This is a genomic window from Allobosea sp. R86505 (genome assembly GCF_042466375.1).
Classification (GTDB): domain Bacteria; phylum Pseudomonadota; class Alphaproteobacteria; order Rhizobiales; family Beijerinckiaceae; genus Allobosea.
In genome coordinates this window covers 4322180-4341465 of record NZ_JAXHPY010000001.1, presented here as the reverse complement: position 1 = coordinate 4341465, position 19286 = coordinate 4322180, and the positions used below count along the sequence as shown (strand labels likewise).

Here is a 19286-nt window from a genome sequence, read left to right as displayed (position 1 = left end):
CCGCTCTGACAGGGAGTGACCCGACGTGCAGCCGACCCAGACCGCCTCGACGCTCGAACTGCCGGGCTTTTCCCGCATCGCGGATCGCTTCGATCTCTGCCTCTGCGACGTCTGGGGCGTGGTCCATAACGGTGTCGCCGCCTTTCGCGAGGCGGTGGCGGCGCTGGTCGCGATGCGCGAACGCGGGATCGTCGTGGTCCTCGTGACCAACGCGCCGCGCCCCGCCGCGGTGATCGAGCAGCAACTCGACGGCTTCGGCGTGCCCCGCTCCGCCTGGGACGCGATCGTCACCTCCGGCGATGTCTGCCGCGGCCTGATCACGGCGCGGGCCGGCCGTCCCATGTTCAGGCTGGGGCCGGAGCGCGACCGGCCGCTGGTCGCGGGGCTCGACGCGCCCGAGGTCGCGCCCGAAAGGGCGGACTATGTCCTCTGCACCGGGCTCCTCGATGACGAGACCGATACGGCAGATACCTATGCCGGGCTCCTCGCCGGCTTTGCTGCGCGCGGCCTCGAGATGATCTGCGCCAATCCCGATCTCGTCGTGGAACGCGGCGGCCGGATCGTGCCCTGCGCCGGCTCGGTCGCGCTGGCCTATGAAGAGATCGGCGGCCGGGCGATCTATGCCGGCAAGCCGCATGCGCCGATCTATGCTGCCGCGCTGGCGCTCGCCGAGGGGCGACTCGGCCGGTCGATCCCGCGCGAGCGCATCTGCGGCATCGGCGATGCGATCCGCACCGACATCGCCGGCGCGGAGGCCTTCGGCATCACCGGCATCATGGTGCTGGCCGGCATCCACGCGCAGGATCTGATGCAGGCGTCCTGGGACGATCGTCACGGCTGGTTCGGGCGGCAGAGCCACCGTCCCACTTACGCACTGCCGCATCTGGTCTGGTGAGGCGTCGGCTGCCTCAGCCGGTGCAGACGGATTCGATCTTCGAGCGCAGCGTCTGCGCGTTGAACGGCTTGACGATGTAGTTGTTCACGCCCGCCTTCTTGGCGGCGATGACGTTCTCGGTGCGCGATTCGGCCGTCACCATGATGAACGGGGTCGAGGCCAGCGCGTCTTCCTCGCGTACCCGCTGCAGCAGTTCGAAGCCGGTCATCGGCTCCATGTTCCAGTCGGAGATCACGAGCCCGTAGCGCTTGTCCCGCATCTTGGCGATCGCAGCCTGCCCGTCCGCAGCATCGTCGACATTCTCGAATCCGAGCTGTTTCAACAGGTTGCGGATGATCCGGACCATCGTCTGGTAATCGTCGACCACCAGAATGGGCATGGACGGGTCTAGAGCCATAAGGGTGCTCCAAGCAAACGGTGACGGAGCGGCAAGCCGCGCCACGCCGCTTCAATCGCGGCGGCAGTGATCGGTTCCAAGGGATAACGCTCCGGTATTTCAAAGCCGTTAATCCAATGCGCAAGCGACGTAGCGTCAGTGCTCGTGGGCCTTGCAGCCACCAAAGTCCTATGGCCGGGCTGCCGCTGCTGTGACACGGTTCGATGCAGCATTTTCGACCCCCTTCCGCAGGCCCGCGCGGCCGCGTCCGGAGCCGAGGCACCCCAGCGATGAGCAGCGCCCTCTACACCGTCCATGCCTTCGAGGATCTGACCATCGGCATGAGCCAGAGCCTCATGCGCACGGTGATGGAGCGGGACGTCTCGCTCTTCGCCGATCTCTCGGGCGACGCCAACCCGATCCATCTCTGCGATCGCTACGCCGCCAACACCAAGTTCGGCCAGCGCATCGCCCATGGCATGCTCACCGCGAGCCTGGTCTCGGCCCTGCTCGGCACGCGGCTGCCCGGACCGGGCGCGGTCTATCTGTCGCAGACGCTGACCTTCCTGGCGCCCGTCAAGATCGGCGACGTCGTCACGGCCCGCGTCGAGGTGATGGAACTGGTGGCGGAGCGTCGCCGCGCGCGGCTGTTCTGCGAATGCCTCGTCGACGGCAAGGCGGTGCTCGAGGGCGAGGCCTGGGTCGCCCTGCCGCCGGCCCGCCCGCGAGACTGAGCCGGCCCGGTCGGCGGCTGCGCATCGACGCGGTCGGCTTGACGCCTCGCCGCGTCTGCACAATGACGGTCGCGCCCGGCATCGTGCCCGGGCGACGGGACGCCCGCCGCCGATGACCTCCTCCGCCGACACGCATGCCAGTTTCGTGATCGACCTCGCCAAGCCTGTTCCCGCGGCGTTGCGCGGTGCCGTGCTGGCGCTGGGCAATTTCGACGGCGTCCATCGCGGCCATGCGGAATTGGCGCGCGAGGCGGTGGATCTCTCTGAGCAACTGGGACGGCGGCCGGCTGCACTGACCTTCGAGCCCCATCCACGCAGCGTCTTCAAGCCCGAGGAGCCGGTCTTCCGGCTGACCTCGCCGACCGTCAAGACGGATCTGCTGGGCGGGCTCGGCCTGCCGCTCACCTTCGTGCTGCCCTTCGACCGCGACATCGCCGCGATCGCGGCCGAGGCTTTCATCGACGATCTCCTGCTCGGACGACTTGGCGCCGCCGGCCTCGTCTGCGGCTATGATTTTCATTTCGGTCGGGGCCGCCGCGGGTCACCCGAAATGCTGCAGGAGCGCTGCGAAGGCGAGGGCATCCCCGTCGTGGTGGTGCCGCCCTTCGCCTGGCGGGGCGAGCCCGTCTCGTCGACCCTGATCCGCACCGCGCTGGAGCAGGGCGACGTCGCCCGCGCCGCGGATTTCCTCGGCCGGCCCTGGTTCGTGCGCGGGCTCGTCGCCCATGGCGACAAGCGCGGCCGCGATCTCGGTTACCCGACCACCAACCTGCACCTGCCCCGCGACTGCCGGCTGAGATACGGCATCTATGCCGTCAGGATGAAGATCGACGGCATCTGGCATGACGGCGTCGCGAGCTTCGGCAGCCGGCCGACCTTCGACGACGGCGCGCCGCGGCTGGAGACCTTCGTCTTTGATTTCAGCGGCGATCTCTACGGCAAGCAGGTCGATGTCGCCTTCGTCTCCTGGCTGCGCGGCGAGGCGAAGTTCGACTCGCTTCGGGCCCTGATCGCGCAGATGGACGCCGACAGCGCCCGAGCCCGCGACATCCTCGCCGCGACGCCGCCCTTCCTTCCCTAAGGGGCTTTGCCGGAGCGCAACGACCATCCAACACGCCGTCATCCTGGGCGCCCGCAGGGCGGCCCGGGATCCATCGCAGGGCACTGTCGCGCCCGATGATGGATCCCGGCACTCCGCTTCGCTTCGGCCAGGATGACGAAGAGGTTCCTGCGCCAACCATTTTGATCTAGAAGCCGGTCATGAGCATATTCCGCGATAGGCCCGTCGTCCCGCTCCGGCGAATTACGGGCCCGGCTGCCGCCCTGCGCTAGAGGCGCGGGCGTGCGCGCAGGCCGGGTGACCATCGCATTTCTTCCCGTTTTCCAGCGGAGCGCGCCACGCCAGACGATGATGGCAGGCCAGCCCGCCTTGCCCGAGCCGGACCATGACCGACAAGACCGCCGACAAGACCGACGCGACCGACTACTCCCAGACGCTGTTCCTGCCCCAGACCGAGTTCCCGATGCGGGCCGGGCTGCCGCAGCGCGAGCCGGAATTGCTCGCCCGCTGGGCGAAGATGGACCTCTACCGCAAGCTGCGCGAGGCCGGCAAAGGCCGCGACCGCTTCGTCCTGCATGACGGCCCGCCCTACGCCAACGGCAACATCCATATCGGCCATGCGCTCAACAAGGTCCTGAAGGATCTCGTCACGCGCTCGCAGCAGATGCTGGGCTTCGATTCCAACTACGTCCCGGGCTGGGACTGTCACGGCCTGCCGATCGAGTGGAAGATCGAGGAGCAATACCGCGCCAAGGGCCTGAACAAGGACGACGTCGATGTCGTCGAGTTCCGCAAGGAATGCCGCAGCTTCGCCGAGCACTGGGTCTCGGTGCAGCGCGAGGAGTTCAAGCGGCTCGGCGTCGAGGGCGACTGGGACGATCCCTATTTGACCATGGCCTATCCCGCCGAGGCGCAGATCGCCCGCGAGATCATGAAGTTCGCCGAGACCGGCCAGCTCTATCGCGGCTCCAAGCCGGTGATGTGGTCGGTCGTCGAGAAGACCGCGCTCGCCGAGGCCGAGGTCGAATACGAGGAGCACGTCAGCGACACGGTGTTCGTGGCGTTTCCGCTTGATCGAGAGAAGCCGCCGATCGTCGGCCCATTCGTAACCGCCCCAGAACAATCAGCTGTAGCGGCGCTTGATGTGTTGATGGGGGCCGCGGTTGTCATCTGGACGACCACCCCTTGGACGATGCCTGGCAACCGCGCGATTTCGTTCAACCACAAGATCGCCTATGGCCTTTATCGCGTCACCGCCGCGCCCGAGAACAACTGGGCCAAGGTCGGCGCGACCTACATCCTCGCCAAGAACCTGGCCGAAAGCGCCTTTAAGGCAGCCAAGGCCGAGGCCTTCGAACTCGTCATGGACGTGCCGGGCGAGCAGCTTTCGGGCTTGACCGCAGCCCACCCCCTCCGCGGCCACGGCTACGACTTCGACGTGCCCCTGCTCGACGGCGATCATGTCACCGACGAGGCCGGCACCGGCTTCGTCCACACCGCGCCCGGCCATGGCCGGGAGGACTTCGACGTCTGGATGAGCAATGGCCGCCAACTCGCCGAGCGCGGCATCGACACCCGCATCCCCTACACCGTCGATGCCGATGGCCGCTTCACCAAGGATGCGCCGGGCTTCGAGGGCGCGCAGGTCATCACCGACACCGGCGAGAAGGGCAACGCCAACGAGGTCGTCATCAAGGCGCTCGCGGCCTCGGGCAATCTCGTCGCGCGCGGCCGGCTCAAGCACCAGTATCCGCATAGCTGGCGCTCGAAGAAGCCGGTCATCTTCCGCAACACGCCGCAATGGTTCATCGCGATGGACAAGGCGGTCGATACGCTCGGCAACCGCACCCTGCGCGAGGTCGCGCTCGGTGCGATCAAGGACACGCAATGGGTCCCCGCAGCGGGTGAAAACCGCATCAACGGCATGATCGCCAACCGCCCGGACTGGGTGGTCTCGCGCCAGCGCGCCTGGGGCGTACCGATCACGGTCTTCGTCGAAAAGGAAACCAAGGAGATCCTCGTCGACGCGAAGGTCAACGCCGCCATCGCCGAGGCGTTCGAGGCCGAAGGAGCGGACGCCTGGTTCACCGACACGGACGGCGCGCGCTTCCTGAAGCCCTTCGGCTACGACCCGGCCCAATATGAGCGCGTCACCGACGTGCTCGACGTCTGGTTCGATTCAGGCTCAACCCATGCCTTCACGCTGGAGAAGCGCGCCGATCTGCGCGCGAGGCGTCGCGGCGACGGCGGCAACGACCGGGTGATGTATCTCGAAGGCTCGGACCAGCATCGCGGCTGGTTCCACTCCTCGCTGCTGGAAAGCTGCGGCACGCGCGGCCGTGCGCCCTACGACATCGTGCTGACGCACGGCTTCTGCCTCGACGAGAAGGGCGAGAAGATGTCGAAGTCCAAGGGCAACGTCACCGCCCCGCAGGACATCATCAAGGACTCGGGCGCCGATATCCTGCGCCTCTGGGTCGCGGCCGCCGACTATTCCGACGATCTGCGCATCGGCAAGGAGATCCTCAAGACCTTCGTCGAGACCTACCGCAAGCTGCGCAACACCCAGCGCTGGATGCTCGGCACGCTCGCTCATTTCAGCGAGGACATCCGCGTCTCCGAGCCGCAGACCATGCCCGAGCTCGAGCGGCTGATGCTGCACCGGCTGGCCGAGATCGGCCCGCAGGTCGAGGAGGCCTACCGCACCTATGACTACAAGAAGGTCGTGACGCTGCTGTCGCAGTTCATGAACACCGAGCTCTCGGCCTTCTATTTCGACGTGCGCAAGGACGCGCTCTATTGCGATCCGTTGTCGAGCCATGTCCGCAAGAGCGCGCTCACCGTCGTCGACCATCTCTTCCGCTGCCTGACGACCTGGCTCGCGCCGATCCTGGTCTTCACCGCCGAGGAAGCCTGGCTGGAGCGCTATCCGGAACAGAAGACGCTCGACGGCTCGGTCCATCTCGAGCTCTTCGCGCAGGCTCCGGCCGCCTGGCTCGATCCCGAACTGGCCGAGCGCTGGAGCAAGATCCGCAAGGTCCGTCGCGTCGTCACCGGCGCGCTCGAGCTGGAGCGTGCGGCCAAGCGCCTCGGCTCCTCGCTGGAGGCCGCCCCGCAGGTCTTCGTCTCCGATCCGGATTTGCTTGCGGCCTTGTCGGGGGCGGATCTCGCCGAGATCAGCATCACCTCCGCCATCCGCGTCGAGAGCGGGGAGGGGCCCACGGACGCCGTCCGCCTGCCTGACGTTCCCGGCGTCGCGGTCGTCCCGCACCGCGCCGACGGCGTCAAATGCGCGCGCTCCTGGCGGTATTTCGACCCCGCCACGGCCGATCCGGCCTATCCTGCCGTGACGCCGCGTGACGCCAAGGCGCTGCGCGAACTGGGCCGGGGCGCGGCGTGACGCCCGCCCGCCGGCTCGGTCTCGCCATCGTCCTGGTCGTCTTCGTGGTCGACCAGGCGCTGAAGCTCTGGCTGCTCTTCGGGCTGCGCCTGGCGGAAACGGGGCCTTTCGCGGTCACGCCCTTCATGGACATCGTGCTCGCCTGGAACCGCGGCATTTCCTACGGGCTGTTCCAGCAGCACAGCGACATCGGCCGATGGGGGCTCGTCGTCATCTCGATCGCCGCCGCGATCTGGCTCGGCCGCTGGATGTGGCGCGAGCCGCGGGCACTCACCGTCGCCAGCCTCGCCCTCATCGTCGGCGGGGCGCTCGGCAACGGGCTCGACCGCGCGGTCTATGGGGCAGTCGTGGACTTCGTCCACCTGCACTGGGGCAGCTTCAGCTGGTACATCTTCAACGTCGCCGATGCCGCCATCGTTGTCGGGGTGGCCGGGCTGCTGTATGAGTCCTTCCGGCCGGCGGCAGAAAATGCGGCCTGAACCCGGCCCCGCCATCGTTTTGCCGTTCGACTGCGGTTTGAGACGGGGAAGCAATACCCCCGAGGGAGGTTTGACATGGCGCATCGCATCCGCGTGACGCATCTGCTGCTGGCCGGAGGCCTCGTCCTGGCGGCCCAGCCGGCGCTGGCCCAGCAAGGCATGCTCTTCAAGAACCTGGTGGAAGGCGTCATCGGCGGCCGTCCGGGCGACGACATCGAATACCGCCAGCGCCCGCCGCTGGTCGTGCCTCCGAATTCGACGCTGCCGCGCCCGCAGGCGCTGGCGAGCACGCGCAATGCCGCCTGGCCCAACGATCCCGATGTCGCCGCCCGCCGTGCCGAGGCGGAAGGTGCGCGCTCTCCGTTCCGTTCGGACCCCAATCTGGGCAGCAGCCCCGGATTGAGCCAGGCCGAGTTGCGTCGTGGCCGGACCTCGCGCGACACGGGGCGCCCGGTCGTTGCCGAAGAGCAGAACAATTACAACAACCAGATTGCGCCGATCCAGATCGGCCGCGAACTGGCGGCTCGCCGTAATCAGGAGACGGCCGACCAACTCGTCTATGGGCAGGAGCCGGCACGGCGGACGCTTTCTGACCCGCCGGTCGGCTATCGGAAGCCCGCCGGCACGGCGCCGATCGGCCCGGGCCGGGGCGGCCCGGTCGAGGATCGGCAGGCTGTCGGCCAGCGCGAATTCCTCACCGGCCAGATCCCGTTGCAGTGAGGCGCGATGCCGAAGCCGTGAGCGCGCGACGCTGCGGCTTCAGGGCTGCGCCTGCGCACTGGCGTTCCGCGCCTTCAGCGCCTAAGTGCCGGAAGAGGCGGTGCGCCGGTTGACGGCTGCGCCGCCGCGTTGACCGCTGCACGCGGCGCCGATGCGCGCTGCATCATGGAGATGGCCCGGGTGAACATGCACGCGCAGCCGATGAAGGCCGCCCAGCCGGTGGAATCGTTCCGTCTGGCCAATGGCCTCGATGTCGTGGTGGTGCCGGACCGGCGCGCGCCCGTCGTCACCCACATGGTCTGGTACCGCAACGGCTCGGCTGACGATCCGGCCGGCAAGTCCGGCATCGCCCATTTCCTCGAGCATTTGATGTTCAAGGGCACGGCGAAGTGGCCGGCAGGAGAGTTCTCCAAGATCGTCGCCGGGCTCGGCGGCCAGGAGAACGCCTTCACCTCCTTCGACTACACCGCCTATTTCCAGCGCGTGCCGAAGGAGCATCTGCGCGCCATGATGGACTACGAGGCCGACCGGATGACCGGGCTGGCCTTCGACGAGAGCGTCGTCGGCCCCGAGCGCGACGTCGTGCTGGAAGAGCGCAAGATGCGCGTCGACGCCGACCCCGCCGCCCAGCTCGGCGAGGAGTTCTCGGCCGCGCTCTTCGTGCATCATCCCTACGGCACTCCGATCATCGGCTGGGAGCACGAGATCGAGGACCTGAACCGGGACGACGCCTTCGCCTATTACCAGCGCTTCTACACGCCGGAGAACGCGATCCTCGTCGTCGCCGGCGACACCGACGCCGCCACCGTCCGCCGCCTTGCGGAAGAGACCTATGGCGCCATTCCCGCCCGCGGCGAGGCCCCGGTCCGCAAGCGCCCGGCCGAGCCTGATCCGCGTGCGGCGCGACGCGTCTCGCTGAGCGACCCGCGTGTGCGCCAGCCCTCGCTGCGGCGCGGCTGGCTGACGCCGACCTATCTCAGCGGCGATGCCGGCGAGGTCTTCGCGCTCGAGCTGCTGGCCGAAATCCTCGGCGGCGGCACCACCTCGCGGCTCTATCGCCGCCTCTGCGTCGAGGCCGATCTGGCTGCTGGCGCCAGCGCCTATTTCATGGGTTCGATGGTCGACCGCGCCGCCTTCCAGCTCTCGGTCAGCCCGCGCCCCGGCGTCGAGATGATCGCGCTCGAGGCAGGGCTCGACGCGGCCCTCGCGGATTTCCTCACTGACGGCCCGAGCGAACTCGAACTCGCCCGCGCCCGCACCCGCCTCGTCGCCGAGACGATCTTCGCCCGCGACAGCCAGTCCTCGCTCGCCCGCATTTTCGGGGCGTCGCTGGCCGTCGGCGAGACGGTGGAGGACGTGCTGGCCTGGCCGGCGCGCATCGAGGCCGTTCCGCGCGAGGCCGTTCTGGAGGCTGCGCGCCGCTATCTGCGGCCCGACCGCGGCGTCACCGGCCTGCTCCTGCCTTCCGCCTGATCCGTCCTCCTTCCGCACGGGGCCGCTGCCCGGCCCGAGCCAGGACATGACATGAACGCTCCCATTCCAGTAGCCGCCACCAGCCTCGCCGGCCCCACGGTCCCGGTCCGGAAGGTCCGCTCGCCTGCCGGCGTCGAGGCCTGGCTGGTCGAGGAACACAGCCTGCCGCTGATCGCGGTCGATTTCGCCTTCGACGGCGGCGCGACGCGCGATCCCGAGAATGCCGCCGGCAGCGCCTATCTCGTCTCCGGCCTGCTCGACGAAGGCGCGGGCGATCTCGACGCCGAGGCCTTCCAGGGCCGGCTCGCCGACCACGCCATCAGCCTCGGCTTCGATGCGCGCCGCGACGACTTCCACGGCCATCTCCAGACGCTGTCGAGCCACCGCGACACCGCCTTCGACCTGCTGGCGCTTGCGCTGAACGCCCCGCGCTTCGACCAAGACGCGGTCGCGCGGGTGAAGGGCCAGGTCATTTCCGGGCTGCAGCGCCAGGCCCAGAATCCTGAGACCCTCTGCCGCAACGCGCTCTACGCTGCCGCCTTCCCCGGCCACCCCTATGGCCGACCGGAGAAGGGCGATGTCGACAGCGTCTCGCGGCTGGAGGCCGCCTCCCTGAGGGGGCTGTCGCGCGATCTGCTCGCCCGGGCCGGGCTGAAGGTCGTCGTCGTCGGCGACATTACCGCAGACGAACTCGAAAGCCGGCTCGACCAGATCTTCGGCGCCTTGCCGGAAGGGCTGCCGCGCGCGCTGCCGGGCGAGGCCCTGCCGATCCAGGGCCTCGGCCAGACCCACACGATCGATCTCGACGTGCCGCAGACCGTGCTGCGCTTCGTCGGCCCCGGCCTGATGCGGCACGATCCCGATTTCATCGCCGGCAGCGTGCTCAACCACATCCTCGGCGGCTCCGCCTTCACCTCGCGCCTCTTCATGGAGGTGCGCGAGAAGCGCGGCCTCGCCTATGGCGTCTCTTCCAGCCTGATTCCGCTGCGCCAGGGCGCCATGCTGGTCGGCGGCACCGCGACCAAGAACGAGCGCGCGGCCGAATCGATGAGCGTGATCCGCGAGGAGATGGCCAAGCTCGCCAATGAGGGCCCGAGCGAGCACGAGGTCGCCGAGGCCAAGCGCTACATCATCGGCTCCTACCCGCTGCGCTTCGACACCTCGCCCAAGATCGCCTCCGAACTGCTGGGTCTGGCGACCAACGGCTTCGAGCCGGAGTTCCTCGCCGAGCGCAACCGTCTCTTCGACGCGGTGACGCTGGCCGACGTCAAGCGCGTCGCGGAACGCCTCTTCGGCGACCCGCGCCTGCTGGTCCAGGCGGTGGGCCGGCCCGTCGGGCTGGTTTGAGTTCGCAGACGAGGCCGGCCCAGTAGCGCTCCTCCCTTCCCCCTTGTGGGGGAAGGGTATGGGGATGGGGGTGGTTCCGCTTGGTGACCGCTCACCGAGCGGCCCGACCCCCACCCCTGCCCCTCCCCACAAGGGGGAGGGGTTCCCTGCGCCCGTTCATTTGGGGCTGGCGAATCCGATTTGGGCACGACTCGTCCCCATCCACTATCCTGCCGCAACGCTGCCCCCCGATTCGCCGCGCCGCCCGCCGCCCCGGAACCCTGATGCCCGTCCGCCGCCTCGATCCCGTCCTGGTCGACCGCATCGCCGCCGGCGAGGTAATCGAGCGGCCGGCTGCGGCGGTGAAGGAACTCGTCGAGAACGCCATCGACGCAGGCGCGCGCGCCATCGCGGTGACCATCGCGGCCGGCGGGCGCGAACTCATCCGCGTGGTCGATGACGGCGCCGGCATGACGCCCGAGGATCTGGCGCTCGCCGTCGAGCGCCACGCCACCTCGAAACTCCCCGATGGCGATCTCTTTGCGATTCAGTCGCTCGGCTTCCGCGGCGAGGCGCTGCCTTCGATCGGCTCGGTCGCGCGGCTCGCCATCGCCACCCGCCGCCACGATGCCCCCCAGGGCGTCGGCCTCGTCGTCGAGGCCGGCGAGAAGGGCGTGGTCCGGCCCGTCGCGGCGGCGCCCGGCACCCGCATCGAGGTCAGCGATCTCTTTGCCTTCACGCCGGCCCGGCTGAAATTCCTCAAGAGCGACCGGGCCGAGGCGCAGGCCGTCTCGGAGATGCTGCGCCGCCTCGCCATCGCCCATCCGGCGATCCGGTTTTCGCTGGAGGGCGAGCATGTCTCACCCTTCGACTGGCCGGCCGAAGCGCTGGGCGAGGACGGGCAGTTGCGCCGGCTCGGCCGTGCGCTCGGGCGCGACTTCCCCGAGAACGCCCTGCGGCTCGATGCGGCGCGCGAAGGCGTCCACGTCACCGGCTTCGCTGGTCTGCCGACCTTCCACCGCGGCACCTCGGCCGGCGTTCACCTCGCCGTCAACGGCCGCCCGGTGCGCGACAAGCTGCTGCTCTCGGCGGTGCGCGGCGCCTATGCCGATGTCGTGCCGTCCGACCGCCACCCGGTGCTCTTCCTCGACGTCGCCTGCGATCCGCGCGCCGTCGATGTCAACGTCCATCCGGCCAAGAGCGAGGTCCGCTTCCGCGATCCGCAACTGGTCCGCGGCCTCGTCGTCTCCGCGCTGAAGGCGGCGCTGGCGCAGGCCGGCCACCGCGCCACCACGACCGGCGGCGCGCGCACGCTGGAGGCCTTCCGCGCCGTCTTCGCCGGCGCGGGCAACGTCGCATCCCCGCTGCGTCCGCACCTGCCCGACAGCCCGGCCTGGGGCGCGCCCGCGACCGGCTTCGACGCCCGCCCGCAGCAGGGTTTCGCGGGGTTTGAAGCCTCCTCGGCCGACGCCCGCGCGCATCTCGCTGAAGCTTCGCCGGATGGGCTCAACCGGCCGCTCGGCGCGGCGCGTGCCCAGCTCCACGAGACCTATATCGTCGCCCAGACGCGCGAGGGCATCGTCATCGTCGACCAGCACGCCGCCCATGAGCGCCTCGTCTATGAGCGCCTCAAGGCCGAGCGCGCCCGCAGCGGCATCGCGACGCAGCCTCTGCTCCTGCCCGAGGTGGTCGAGCTCGACCCCGTCGACGCCGACCGGCTGAACGCGGCTTCGGACGATCTGGCGACGCTGGGCCTGAGGCTGGAGCCCTTCGGGCCGGGCGCTGTTCTGGTCCGCGAGGCACCCCAGCAACTCGCCGGCGGCAACCTCCAGAAGCTCGTCCGCGACGTCGCCGACGCGCTGGCCGAGCATGGAACCGCCGGTTCGCTCGAACGCCGGCTCGACCATGTCCTGGCGACGATGGCCTGCCACAACTCCGTCCGCGCCGGCCGTCGGCTCCGCCCCGAGGAGATGGATGCGCTGCTGCGCGAAATGGAGATCACGCCCAATTCGGGCCAGTGCAACCATGGCCGCCCGACCTATGTTGAACTCAAGCTCAGCGATATCGAGCGGTTGTTCGGGAGAAGGTGACGGAGCGGCTCAGGTCGGCCGATAGATCCCATTGTCCAGATTGATGAGGGTCATGCCTGCGTCTCCGCATTGCGGCCCCCATTTTGAGGCGGCGATGTCCTGGATCTCTCTGCGGGCGGCGGGATAGTCGACCGCGAGATTGGCCCGCGCCGCAGTGAGTCTCACTTGCATGTTGGGATGGCCGAAGAGCGTCATGAGGATGCGGCGCTGATCGCCGGGACGCGACTTCAGCTCGTCTTCGATCGCCTGGATTCGATCGTATCGCCGGTTGAAAGCCGCGTACTCCTGGCGATCGAGAGCGTTGTACTGTTCGACGCACAGCTTCTCGAAGCGGGCGAGGAGTTCGCGGTCCTGTAAGCAACTCAGTCTCGTGCCACGCCTCATCGAGTCCTCCTTCGGGTCAGGTCGGCCGATAGACCCCGTTGTCCAGATTGATGAGGGTCATGCCAGCGTCTCCGCATTGCGGACCCCATTTGGAGTCGGCGATATCCTGAATCTCGCGACGGGCAGCCGGGTAGTCGATCGCGAGATTGGCGTGTGCTGCTGAGAGCCGAACCTGCATGTTCGAGTGGCCGAAGAAGCCCCGAAGCAGCCGCCTTTGATCACCGGGGCGCGATTTCAACTCCATGACGAGATGGTGGATGCGCCAGACGAGGCGGTTGACGCGTCCCCGTTCTTCACGATCCATGGCGTCGTACTGCTCGATGCAGAGCTGTTCGAAGCGCCTGACGATCTCCTCGTCGGACAACACGCTCAGATCTTCGTGGCGCTTCATCAGGCCTCCTGGTTGACCTCAACTCGGCCGATAAATCCCATTGTCCAGATTGATGAGTGTCATGCCGGCATCGAGACATTGCGCTTCCCATTTGGAGTTGGCGATATCCTGAATCTCGCGACGGGCAGCCGGGTAGTCGATCGCGAGATTGGCGTGAGCTGCTGAGAGCCGAACCTGCATGTTCGAGTGGCCGAAGAAGCGCCGAAGAAGGCGACGTTGATCGCCTGGGCGCGATTTCAGTTCCATTTCCAAGGCATGGATGCGCCAGATGAGGCGGTTGACGCGCCCCCGTTCTTCGCGATCCATGGCGTCGTACTGCTCGATGCAGAGTTGCTCGAAGCGCTGGACGATCTCCTCATTGGACAACACGCTCAGATCCTCGTTGCGCTTCATTTGAGCACCCCGACTTGACGCATGGCCTCATGGCCGACGCGGACATGCTCAGCCCAGTCGCGGCCTCGAAGATAGGCACGCGGCGACTGCATGCCGTAGTTTCGATTGGGCTTCGTGTACCAGCCCGTAATCTCATGATGCTTGTAGCGGGGCACGCTGACAATGTTGTCGGGGCCGTCGAGCATCGAGCGCGGAAAGCCTTCACGCCCTCCCGCACCTTGCTCGACGATGTGATGGTCGTCATAACCCGGCCGCCGTTGCCCCGCCTGCTGCTGGAGTTCGGCCAGTGATTGGGGCGGATCCTGATAGGACCGGATCGACGGCCATTCGGAGTACAGCCAGTGGCCCGCCTCGAGATATGGACGCGCTGCTGCTCGAAATGGAGGTCACGCCCCACTCAGGCCAGTGCAACCACGGCGCCCGCCCTATGTCGAACTCAAGCTCGCGGATATCGAGCAGCCGTTAGGGCGAAGGTCAGGATGTGACCCGAGCCATGCTCAGAATGTCGTGCATGTGGCCGAGTTTGTACCCCGCGAACAGTGTGTCACTATCGGAGGCCTATACGACGATCCTCTAAATGTGAATTGAGGAAACGTGCCGTCCGATTTGCCACACTGATAAGTCATTGAATACCACGTAACTGGGCCAGGAATAACATCCACGACTAGGCCCCCTGCATTCGAGTGGCTGTCGATCACCTGGTAGGGCCCATTGCAGACCTCGCTTGCAGTCTTGAAACAAGCTTGTGGGGACTGGCTGCATTTGGTTGATTGAATTTGGGTGCCCGTCGGGCCCGTGAAGGATTCTGTGCTCGCAGTTTGGCAGCTTGCGACACCAAGCGCTGACATTGCAGCGATATAAATACGAAACATCGAATATCCCTCGCATCTCTTGCAGGATGTTGCGATTGATCTCGGACCGCGGAACGAAATCCTGTCAAGCCTCCGCGGCCTTCGTCCGCCCCGGAATCAGGATCGAGCCGGACGCCGCGATCACCAGCGCGAGGCCGAGCCAGTCGCTCGGCGTCGGGCGCTCGCCGAGCAGCAGCACCGACCCGAGCACGCCCACGGCCGGCACCATCAGCGTGCCGAGGCTGGCGATGCCGGCCGGGAGCCTCGCGATCACGGTGAACCAGAGCACATAGGCCAGCGCCTGCGCGCCGAGGATGTGGAAGGCGAGCGCCGCCACCGTCCGCGCCTCCAGCATCTTGGGCACCGGCACGCCCTCGAAGACGAGCATGCCGAGCCCGCCGGCCGCGCCGCCGATCAGGAGCTGCCAGGCGGCGATGGTCAGCGCCGGCGCGCTCACCGGCCAGCGCTTGCTGACGATGGTGCCCAGCGCCCAGCTCACGCTCGCGATCAATGCCAGCAGCAGGCCGAAGGAGAGGCCGCCGCCGGCGATCAGCGGCAGGCCGAGGCAGGCCAGCCCCGCCATGCCGAGCCCAAGCCCGATCAGCCGCCGCCGGTCGATCGGCTCGGCCAGGATGAAGCGCGCGAGCAGCGTCGCCCAGATCGGCATGGTGAAGGTCAGGATCGCCGCGCGCGAGGTCGGCGCAGCCAGCTGCGCGAAGGCGAGCAGGATGTTGAAGGCCGCGATCGACAACAGCCCGGCCACCGCCAGCCGCAGCCATTGCGCCCGCGGCACCACCAGCGGCACGCCGCGCATGAGCGCGACCGCAATCAGAAACAGCCCCGCGAAGGTCATGCCGCTGGCCCGCAGCGTCCAGGGCGCGATCTCGGTCAGCGCGATCCGCACCGCCGGCCAGTTGAAGCCCCAGAGCAGACCCAGCAGCGGGACGAGCAGCAGCGAACGGCCGGGCGGTTGCGACATCGCGCGACTATGCGCGGGCCGGCGCGCGCGGCGTCATGCGATTTCGGATGCGGCCCGATGCGTGATGGGCATCGGACGCCTCTTAAGGCGGGGGCTGTGCTAGCGGAGATAGCTGGCTTCGGACAGGAGGAAGGCTCTGGCGGCGGGCGCCAGCAGCACCCGTTTCACGCCGCTTTGCCCGAGCGGATGATGCGTTCGATCTCGCCGATCACGTCGTCGAGGTCATGGCCTTCGCCGGCCGCCAGGGCGCCGCGCCCTTCGGTGGCCGCGAGGATTTCGGCGCCCTCCGTCGCGAGGTAACGCTTCAGGGCCCGCACGATGACCCAGCTGCGCGTGCGCTCGGATGCGGCGGCGATCGTCTCGATCTCGCTGAGGATGCTGCTGGGCAGACGCAGCGAGATCGGCTCGAACAGGTCGGGACTGCTCATGATCGGCTCCTCACTGTATGACAGCGTATCACAGAGTCACGGGAGGCCCACCGGCCATCGGGTGAATGCTGCGCAGTCGATTGCGGTTAACGAAAGATGAAACTGTTCTAGATTCGCGTTCTCCTTTGCGTATAGCTTAACGCGGGGAGTTGATGATGATGCGTCTGCTGGTTGTGTTGATAGTGTGGGCGTCGGCGGGTAGTGCTGCCGCCCAGGATCAGAATAGGCGCATGTTTGCCCCGACGGTGCGGGCCGCGACCGAGTGTGCCACGCGCGTTCTCGTCTCGCAGGGCACAACGAATGCCGCGACCCACGAAGCGATCCGAGAGGGCGCGAGACGAGCCTTCGGCAGCCAGTGTCGTGCCGAGGGCCTGCTCCTGGTCAGTGAGCATGATCGGCTCTACGGGGCGGGCACTGGGCGGAGCTTTGTCGACGGGCCGTATTTCGCGGACTTTCCGCGCGCTGCCCGCGTCCGCATGAATGCTCCAGGCGGTCTCACCGTCACGGTTAATAAGCCGGTTCGCTGCCCCGACATGCTGCAAATTCACGAGGTTCAGGACGCTGGACGCGATTTCGCCGGGGTCGAGCAGGACGACCTGCTGCGAAATCCCAAGACGGACGTGGATGTCCTAGCAAGCTTCACGCGCCGTATGGATGCTAGGCTGAGCCAAGCGCGCCACGTGATGGCGCGGCCTGTGCTGGAGGAGTTCCGGCGCCTCCTGCCAATGGCCATGGAAGCTTGCTTTCCCGCACTCAGGCCGGTTCTAGCCAGTGCACGCCTTGTTGCGGCGCAACTGGAAGCGCAGCGCATCGAAATGGAACGACAGCGCGCCGATGCGGAAAGAGCTCGCATCGAGGCGGAGCAGCGCCGCATCGAAGAGCAGCGCATTGCGGACCTGCGGCGAGCAGATGAGCTTCGCTTGGCGGAGCTTCGCCGCGCAGAAATGCAACGGGCTGAGGAAGACCGGCGACGAGCCGCCGAAGAGGAGGCTGCTCGCAAGCGTGCGGAAGCACAACGCGCCGAAGAAGAGCGCCAACGCGAGTTGCGCCGCCCGGTCAACGTGCTCAAGCGCTCTTACGCGCACTACGCGTTTGTGAAGCAGTGCTTCGAGTTTCGGAGCGGCTATGTCAGCATTTTCGTCTCGGAGAATGAATTCGGTCGTGCTCGTATTGCCATCAAGGCGATTGAGACCAAGCTCAAAAGCCTGGACGGCTCTATCAACACGGATTTTGCCTGGGCCGAGGCTGCCAGCAGCATCAGCATCGTACCAGAGCGCGACACCTGTCAGACGGCGCTCCAATTGCTGATGGCTGCATTTCAAGAGATAGCGCCCGATGCAGCGACGCCGAAGAAAGACTTCTGATCCGCGCTGAAGCCTGATACCAACGGCCCTCATTCCTGACCGATATGCGCCCATTCACGCCTCCCGATGGATGTGATGGTCCTGGGCTGATCGACGAGGCGGTTCCACGCGTCGCAGGCGGCGTCGATGATGTCGTCGTAGGTGTCGAAGACGCGGTTTGAGAGCCAGTTCGCGCGCAGATACTGCCAGATGTTCTCGACCGGGTTCAGTTCGGGCGAGCGCGAGGGCAGGAAGATCAGCGAGATGTTTTTCGGCACGACGAGCTTGGCCGTGGTGTGCCATCCGGCGCGATCGAGCAGTAGGACGGCATGGGCGCCCTTCGCGACCGTCCTGGCGATCTCGTCGAGATGGGCCTGCATGGCGTGGGTATCGGCGAAGGGCATGGCGAGCGCCGCGCCGACGCCGCGGGCCGGGCAGATCGCCCCGAACAGATAGGCGCTCTCGTAGCGCTGGTCGGCGGGCTGGCGCGGCCTGGTTCCGCGCCTGGCCCATTGCCGGACCAGGCCGTTCTTCTGGCCGATGCGGGCTTCGTCCTGGAACCAGAGTTCGATCGGCTTGCGCTTCGGCACATGGGCGAGATGGGCCCCCAGCGTCACCGCGAAGTTTTTTTGAACGCCTCGATCACGCGCGCGTCCTGCGCCGGGTGGTGCGGGCGCGCGCTGATGTGGGAAAAGCCGATCTGCTTCAGAAGCTTCCCGATCGTGCGCTCGTGATAATCAACGCCGAAGCGCTCACGAACGACCTTCTGCAGGTCGATGCGCCGCCAGCGCACCACGCCATTGACGGCCCGGTCGGGGCCCGTCTCGACGATGGCCGCCAAGGCGGCGAGCTGATCGGTCGAGAGCCTGGGCGGATGTCCCTTGGAACGAATGTCCTTCAGCCCGTCGGGGCCGCCTTCGTTGAACCGGTGAACCCAGTCGCGCAGCGTCTGGCGATCCATGCCGCCGATCCGCGCGGCCTGCTCCCGATCCATACCGTCGAGAACCGCCGCCAGCGACAGAAGCCGGCGGCTCTGGTTGGCGTGCCTCGACCCCGCCGCAAGCCGACGCAGGTCGAGGGCCGAGTAGTCCGTTCGAAGCTTCACCGCAGCAGCCATGGCGCGAATCCTCCTCGCGCACATGGAATCAGCGAAACGAGCCGCCGAAAAGACCCCCGTGAGTCAGCCGCGATGGCCGTTGGTATGACTCGTGTGATCGGGCTCTTGATCGCTGGGCATAAGATGCCAATGCCAGCGCGGCCTGTGTCGCCGCGGGCTATTCCAAGAAAGCGTCGCGCTCAAGCCGCCTGCAGGACCAGCACCTGCGTCTCGCCATACTCCCGCCGCTCCAGCAATTCGAACCCATCGGGCAGCGCGATCTCGGTATCGCCGGCTTCCTCCAGCACGACCAGCGCGCCGGGCGCCAGCCAGCCGCCGTCGCGGGCGGAGATCAGCGCCTTCTCGCCGAGGCCCTTGCGGTAGGGCGGGTCGCAGAACACGACCGCGAAGGGGTCCATCGCCGAGATCGCGCCGAGCTTCGTCGCGTCGCGCCGGAAGACGCGGCTGTGGCCGGCGAGCCCGAGCGCCATCTGGTTCTCGCGGATCAGGCCGCGCGCTTCCGTGCCGTCGTCGACCAGCAGCGCAAAGGCGGCGCTGCGCGACAGCGCCTCGAAGCCGAGCGCCCCGGTGCCCGCGAAGAGGTCGAGCACGCGCGCGCCGTCGAGCGGGTCGTCATAGGCATGGGCGAGCACGTTGAAGAGGGATTCGCGCAGGCGGTCCGAAGTCGGGCGGATGGTCCCGATCCCCGGCCTGGGGCCGGCCAGCGCCCGCCCGCGCAAACGTCCACCGACGATGCGCATGCTCAGACCACGACGATGATGCGTGGAAACACGCCGTCATCCTGGAGCGACCGGAGGTCGTCCCGGGATCCATCGAAGGACACGACGGAGCCCGATGATGGATCCCG

The 19286-nt window shown here is 67.5% G+C and carries 19 protein-coding genes; 10 read left to right on the top strand and 9 right to left on the bottom strand.

The window, feature by feature from the left end:
• The first annotated feature begins 25 nt into the window (after positions 1 to 25).
• Positions 26 to 895: a TIGR01459 family HAD-type hydrolase gene (locus SJY11_RS21010; protein ID WP_376988678.1), complete on the top strand. Its 870-nt coding sequence runs from the start codon at positions 26 to 28 to the stop codon at positions 893 to 895.
• 13 nt (positions 896 to 908) lie between these two features.
• On the opposite strand, the gene SJY11_RS21005 is transcribed toward SJY11_RS21010, so the two are convergent.
• On the bottom strand, positions 909 to 1292 hold the full coding sequence (locus SJY11_RS21005) for a response regulator (protein WP_066720961.1): 384 nt from the start codon (positions 1290 to 1292) through the stop codon (positions 909 to 911).
• Positions 1293 to 1561: 269 nt separating this feature from the next.
• Between SJY11_RS21005 and SJY11_RS21000 the strand changes: the two genes are divergently transcribed.
• The 8 genes from SJY11_RS21000 (at position 1562) to mutL (ending at position 12553) form a co-directional block, all read left to right on the top strand.
• Positions 1562 to 2005 (top strand): MaoC family dehydratase, encoded by a 444-nt coding sequence (locus SJY11_RS21000; protein WP_326907966.1) that lies wholly within the window; start codon positions 1562 to 1564, stop codon positions 2003 to 2005.
• A 112-nt stretch (positions 2006 to 2117) separates the two neighbouring features.
• Positions 2118 to 3086, top strand: a complete 969-nt coding sequence (locus tag SJY11_RS20995) for a bifunctional riboflavin kinase/FAD synthetase (RefSeq protein WP_376988676.1) — start codon at positions 2118 to 2120, stop codon at positions 3084 to 3086.
• 364 nt (positions 3087 to 3450) lie between these two features.
• Positions 3451 to 6465, top strand: a complete 3015-nt coding sequence (ileS, locus tag SJY11_RS20990) for an isoleucine--tRNA ligase (RefSeq protein WP_376988675.1) — start codon at positions 3451 to 3453, stop codon at positions 6463 to 6465.
• On the top strand, positions 6462 to 6944 hold the full coding sequence (gene lspA / locus SJY11_RS20985) for a signal peptidase II (protein WP_376988674.1): 483 nt from the start codon (positions 6462 to 6464) through the stop codon (positions 6942 to 6944). Before ileS ends, lspA begins: the two co-directional genes overlap by 4 nt.
• Before the next feature lie 75 nt (positions 6945 to 7019).
• Positions 7020 to 7664, top strand: coding sequence for a hypothetical protein (locus tag SJY11_RS20980; RefSeq protein ID WP_376988673.1), 645 nt, complete (start codon positions 7020 to 7022; stop codon positions 7662 to 7664).
• Between the two features lie 165 nt (positions 7665 to 7829).
• Positions 7830 to 9137 carry a M16 family metallopeptidase gene (locus tag SJY11_RS20975; RefSeq protein ID WP_376989385.1) on the top strand — a complete coding sequence of 436 codons (1308 nt, stop codon included), beginning with the start codon at positions 7830 to 7832 and terminating at the stop codon, positions 9135 to 9137.
• A gap of 51 nt (positions 9138 to 9188) precedes the next feature.
• The gene (locus tag SJY11_RS20970; protein WP_376988672.1) at positions 9189 to 10484 is read left to right on the top strand and encodes a M16 family metallopeptidase; all 1296 of its coding nucleotides are present in this window, start codon (positions 9189 to 9191) and stop codon (positions 10482 to 10484) included.
• A gap of 263 nt (positions 10485 to 10747) precedes the next feature.
• Entirely contained in the window at positions 10748 to 12553 is a 1806-nt protein-coding gene (gene mutL, locus SJY11_RS20965) for a DNA mismatch repair endonuclease MutL (RefSeq protein WP_376988671.1), read from the top strand.
• 9 nt (positions 12554 to 12562) lie between these two features.
• Here mutL and SJY11_RS20960 read toward each other — a convergent pair whose 3' ends face one another.
• From SJY11_RS20960 to SJY11_RS20935, 6 genes are all read right to left on the bottom strand, one after another.
• Complete coding sequence (locus tag SJY11_RS20960; RefSeq protein WP_376988670.1) at positions 12563 to 12937, bottom strand: DUF2019 domain-containing protein; 375 nt, start codon at positions 12935 to 12937, stop codon at positions 12563 to 12565.
• Positions 12938 to 12953: 16 nt separating this feature from the next.
• A complete protein-coding gene (locus SJY11_RS20955; RefSeq protein WP_376988669.1) occupies positions 12954 to 13328 on the bottom strand; it encodes a DUF2019 domain-containing protein in 375 nt (124 codons plus the stop codon).
• Positions 13329 to 13346: 18 nt separating this feature from the next.
• Complete coding sequence (locus SJY11_RS20950; protein WP_376988668.1) at positions 13347 to 13721, bottom strand: DUF2019 domain-containing protein; 375 nt, start codon at positions 13719 to 13721, stop codon at positions 13347 to 13349.
• Entirely contained in the window at positions 13718 to 13906 is a 189-nt protein-coding gene (locus SJY11_RS20945; RefSeq protein ID WP_376988667.1) for a hypothetical protein, read from the bottom strand. The genes SJY11_RS20950 and SJY11_RS20945 overlap by 4 nt, the downstream gene beginning before the upstream one ends.
• A 751-nt stretch (positions 13907 to 14657) precedes the next feature.
• Positions 14658 to 15551 carry a DMT family transporter gene (locus SJY11_RS20940; protein WP_376988666.1) on the bottom strand — a complete coding sequence of 298 codons (894 nt, stop codon included), beginning with the start codon at positions 15549 to 15551 and terminating at the stop codon, positions 14658 to 14660.
• 164 nt (positions 15552 to 15715) lie between these two features.
• Complete coding sequence (locus SJY11_RS20935) at positions 15716 to 15979, bottom strand: CopG family ribbon-helix-helix protein (protein ID WP_376988665.1); 264 nt, start codon at positions 15977 to 15979, stop codon at positions 15716 to 15718.
• 230 nt (positions 15980 to 16209) lie between these two features.
• Between SJY11_RS20935 and SJY11_RS20930 the strand changes: the two genes are divergently transcribed.
• Positions 16210 to 17343: a hypothetical protein gene (locus SJY11_RS20930; protein WP_376988664.1), complete on the top strand. Its 1134-nt coding sequence runs from the start codon at positions 16210 to 16212 to the stop codon at positions 17341 to 17343.
• Positions 17344 to 17372: 29 nt separating this feature from the next.
• Here the strand turns inward: SJY11_RS20930 and SJY11_RS20925 are convergent.
• A protein-coding gene (locus SJY11_RS20925; protein WP_376984777.1) for an IS630 family transposase occupies positions 17373 to 18439 on the bottom strand; the annotation gives its coding sequence in 2 pieces (ribosomal slippage) (positions 17373 to 17953 and positions 17953 to 18439; 1068 coding nt in all).
• A gap of 179 nt (positions 18440 to 18618) precedes the next feature.
• Entirely contained in the window at positions 18619 to 19179 is a 561-nt protein-coding gene (rsmD, locus tag SJY11_RS20920) for a 16S rRNA (guanine(966)-N(2))-methyltransferase RsmD (protein WP_376988663.1), read from the bottom strand.
• Between the last annotated feature and the right edge of the window lie 107 nt (positions 19180 to 19286).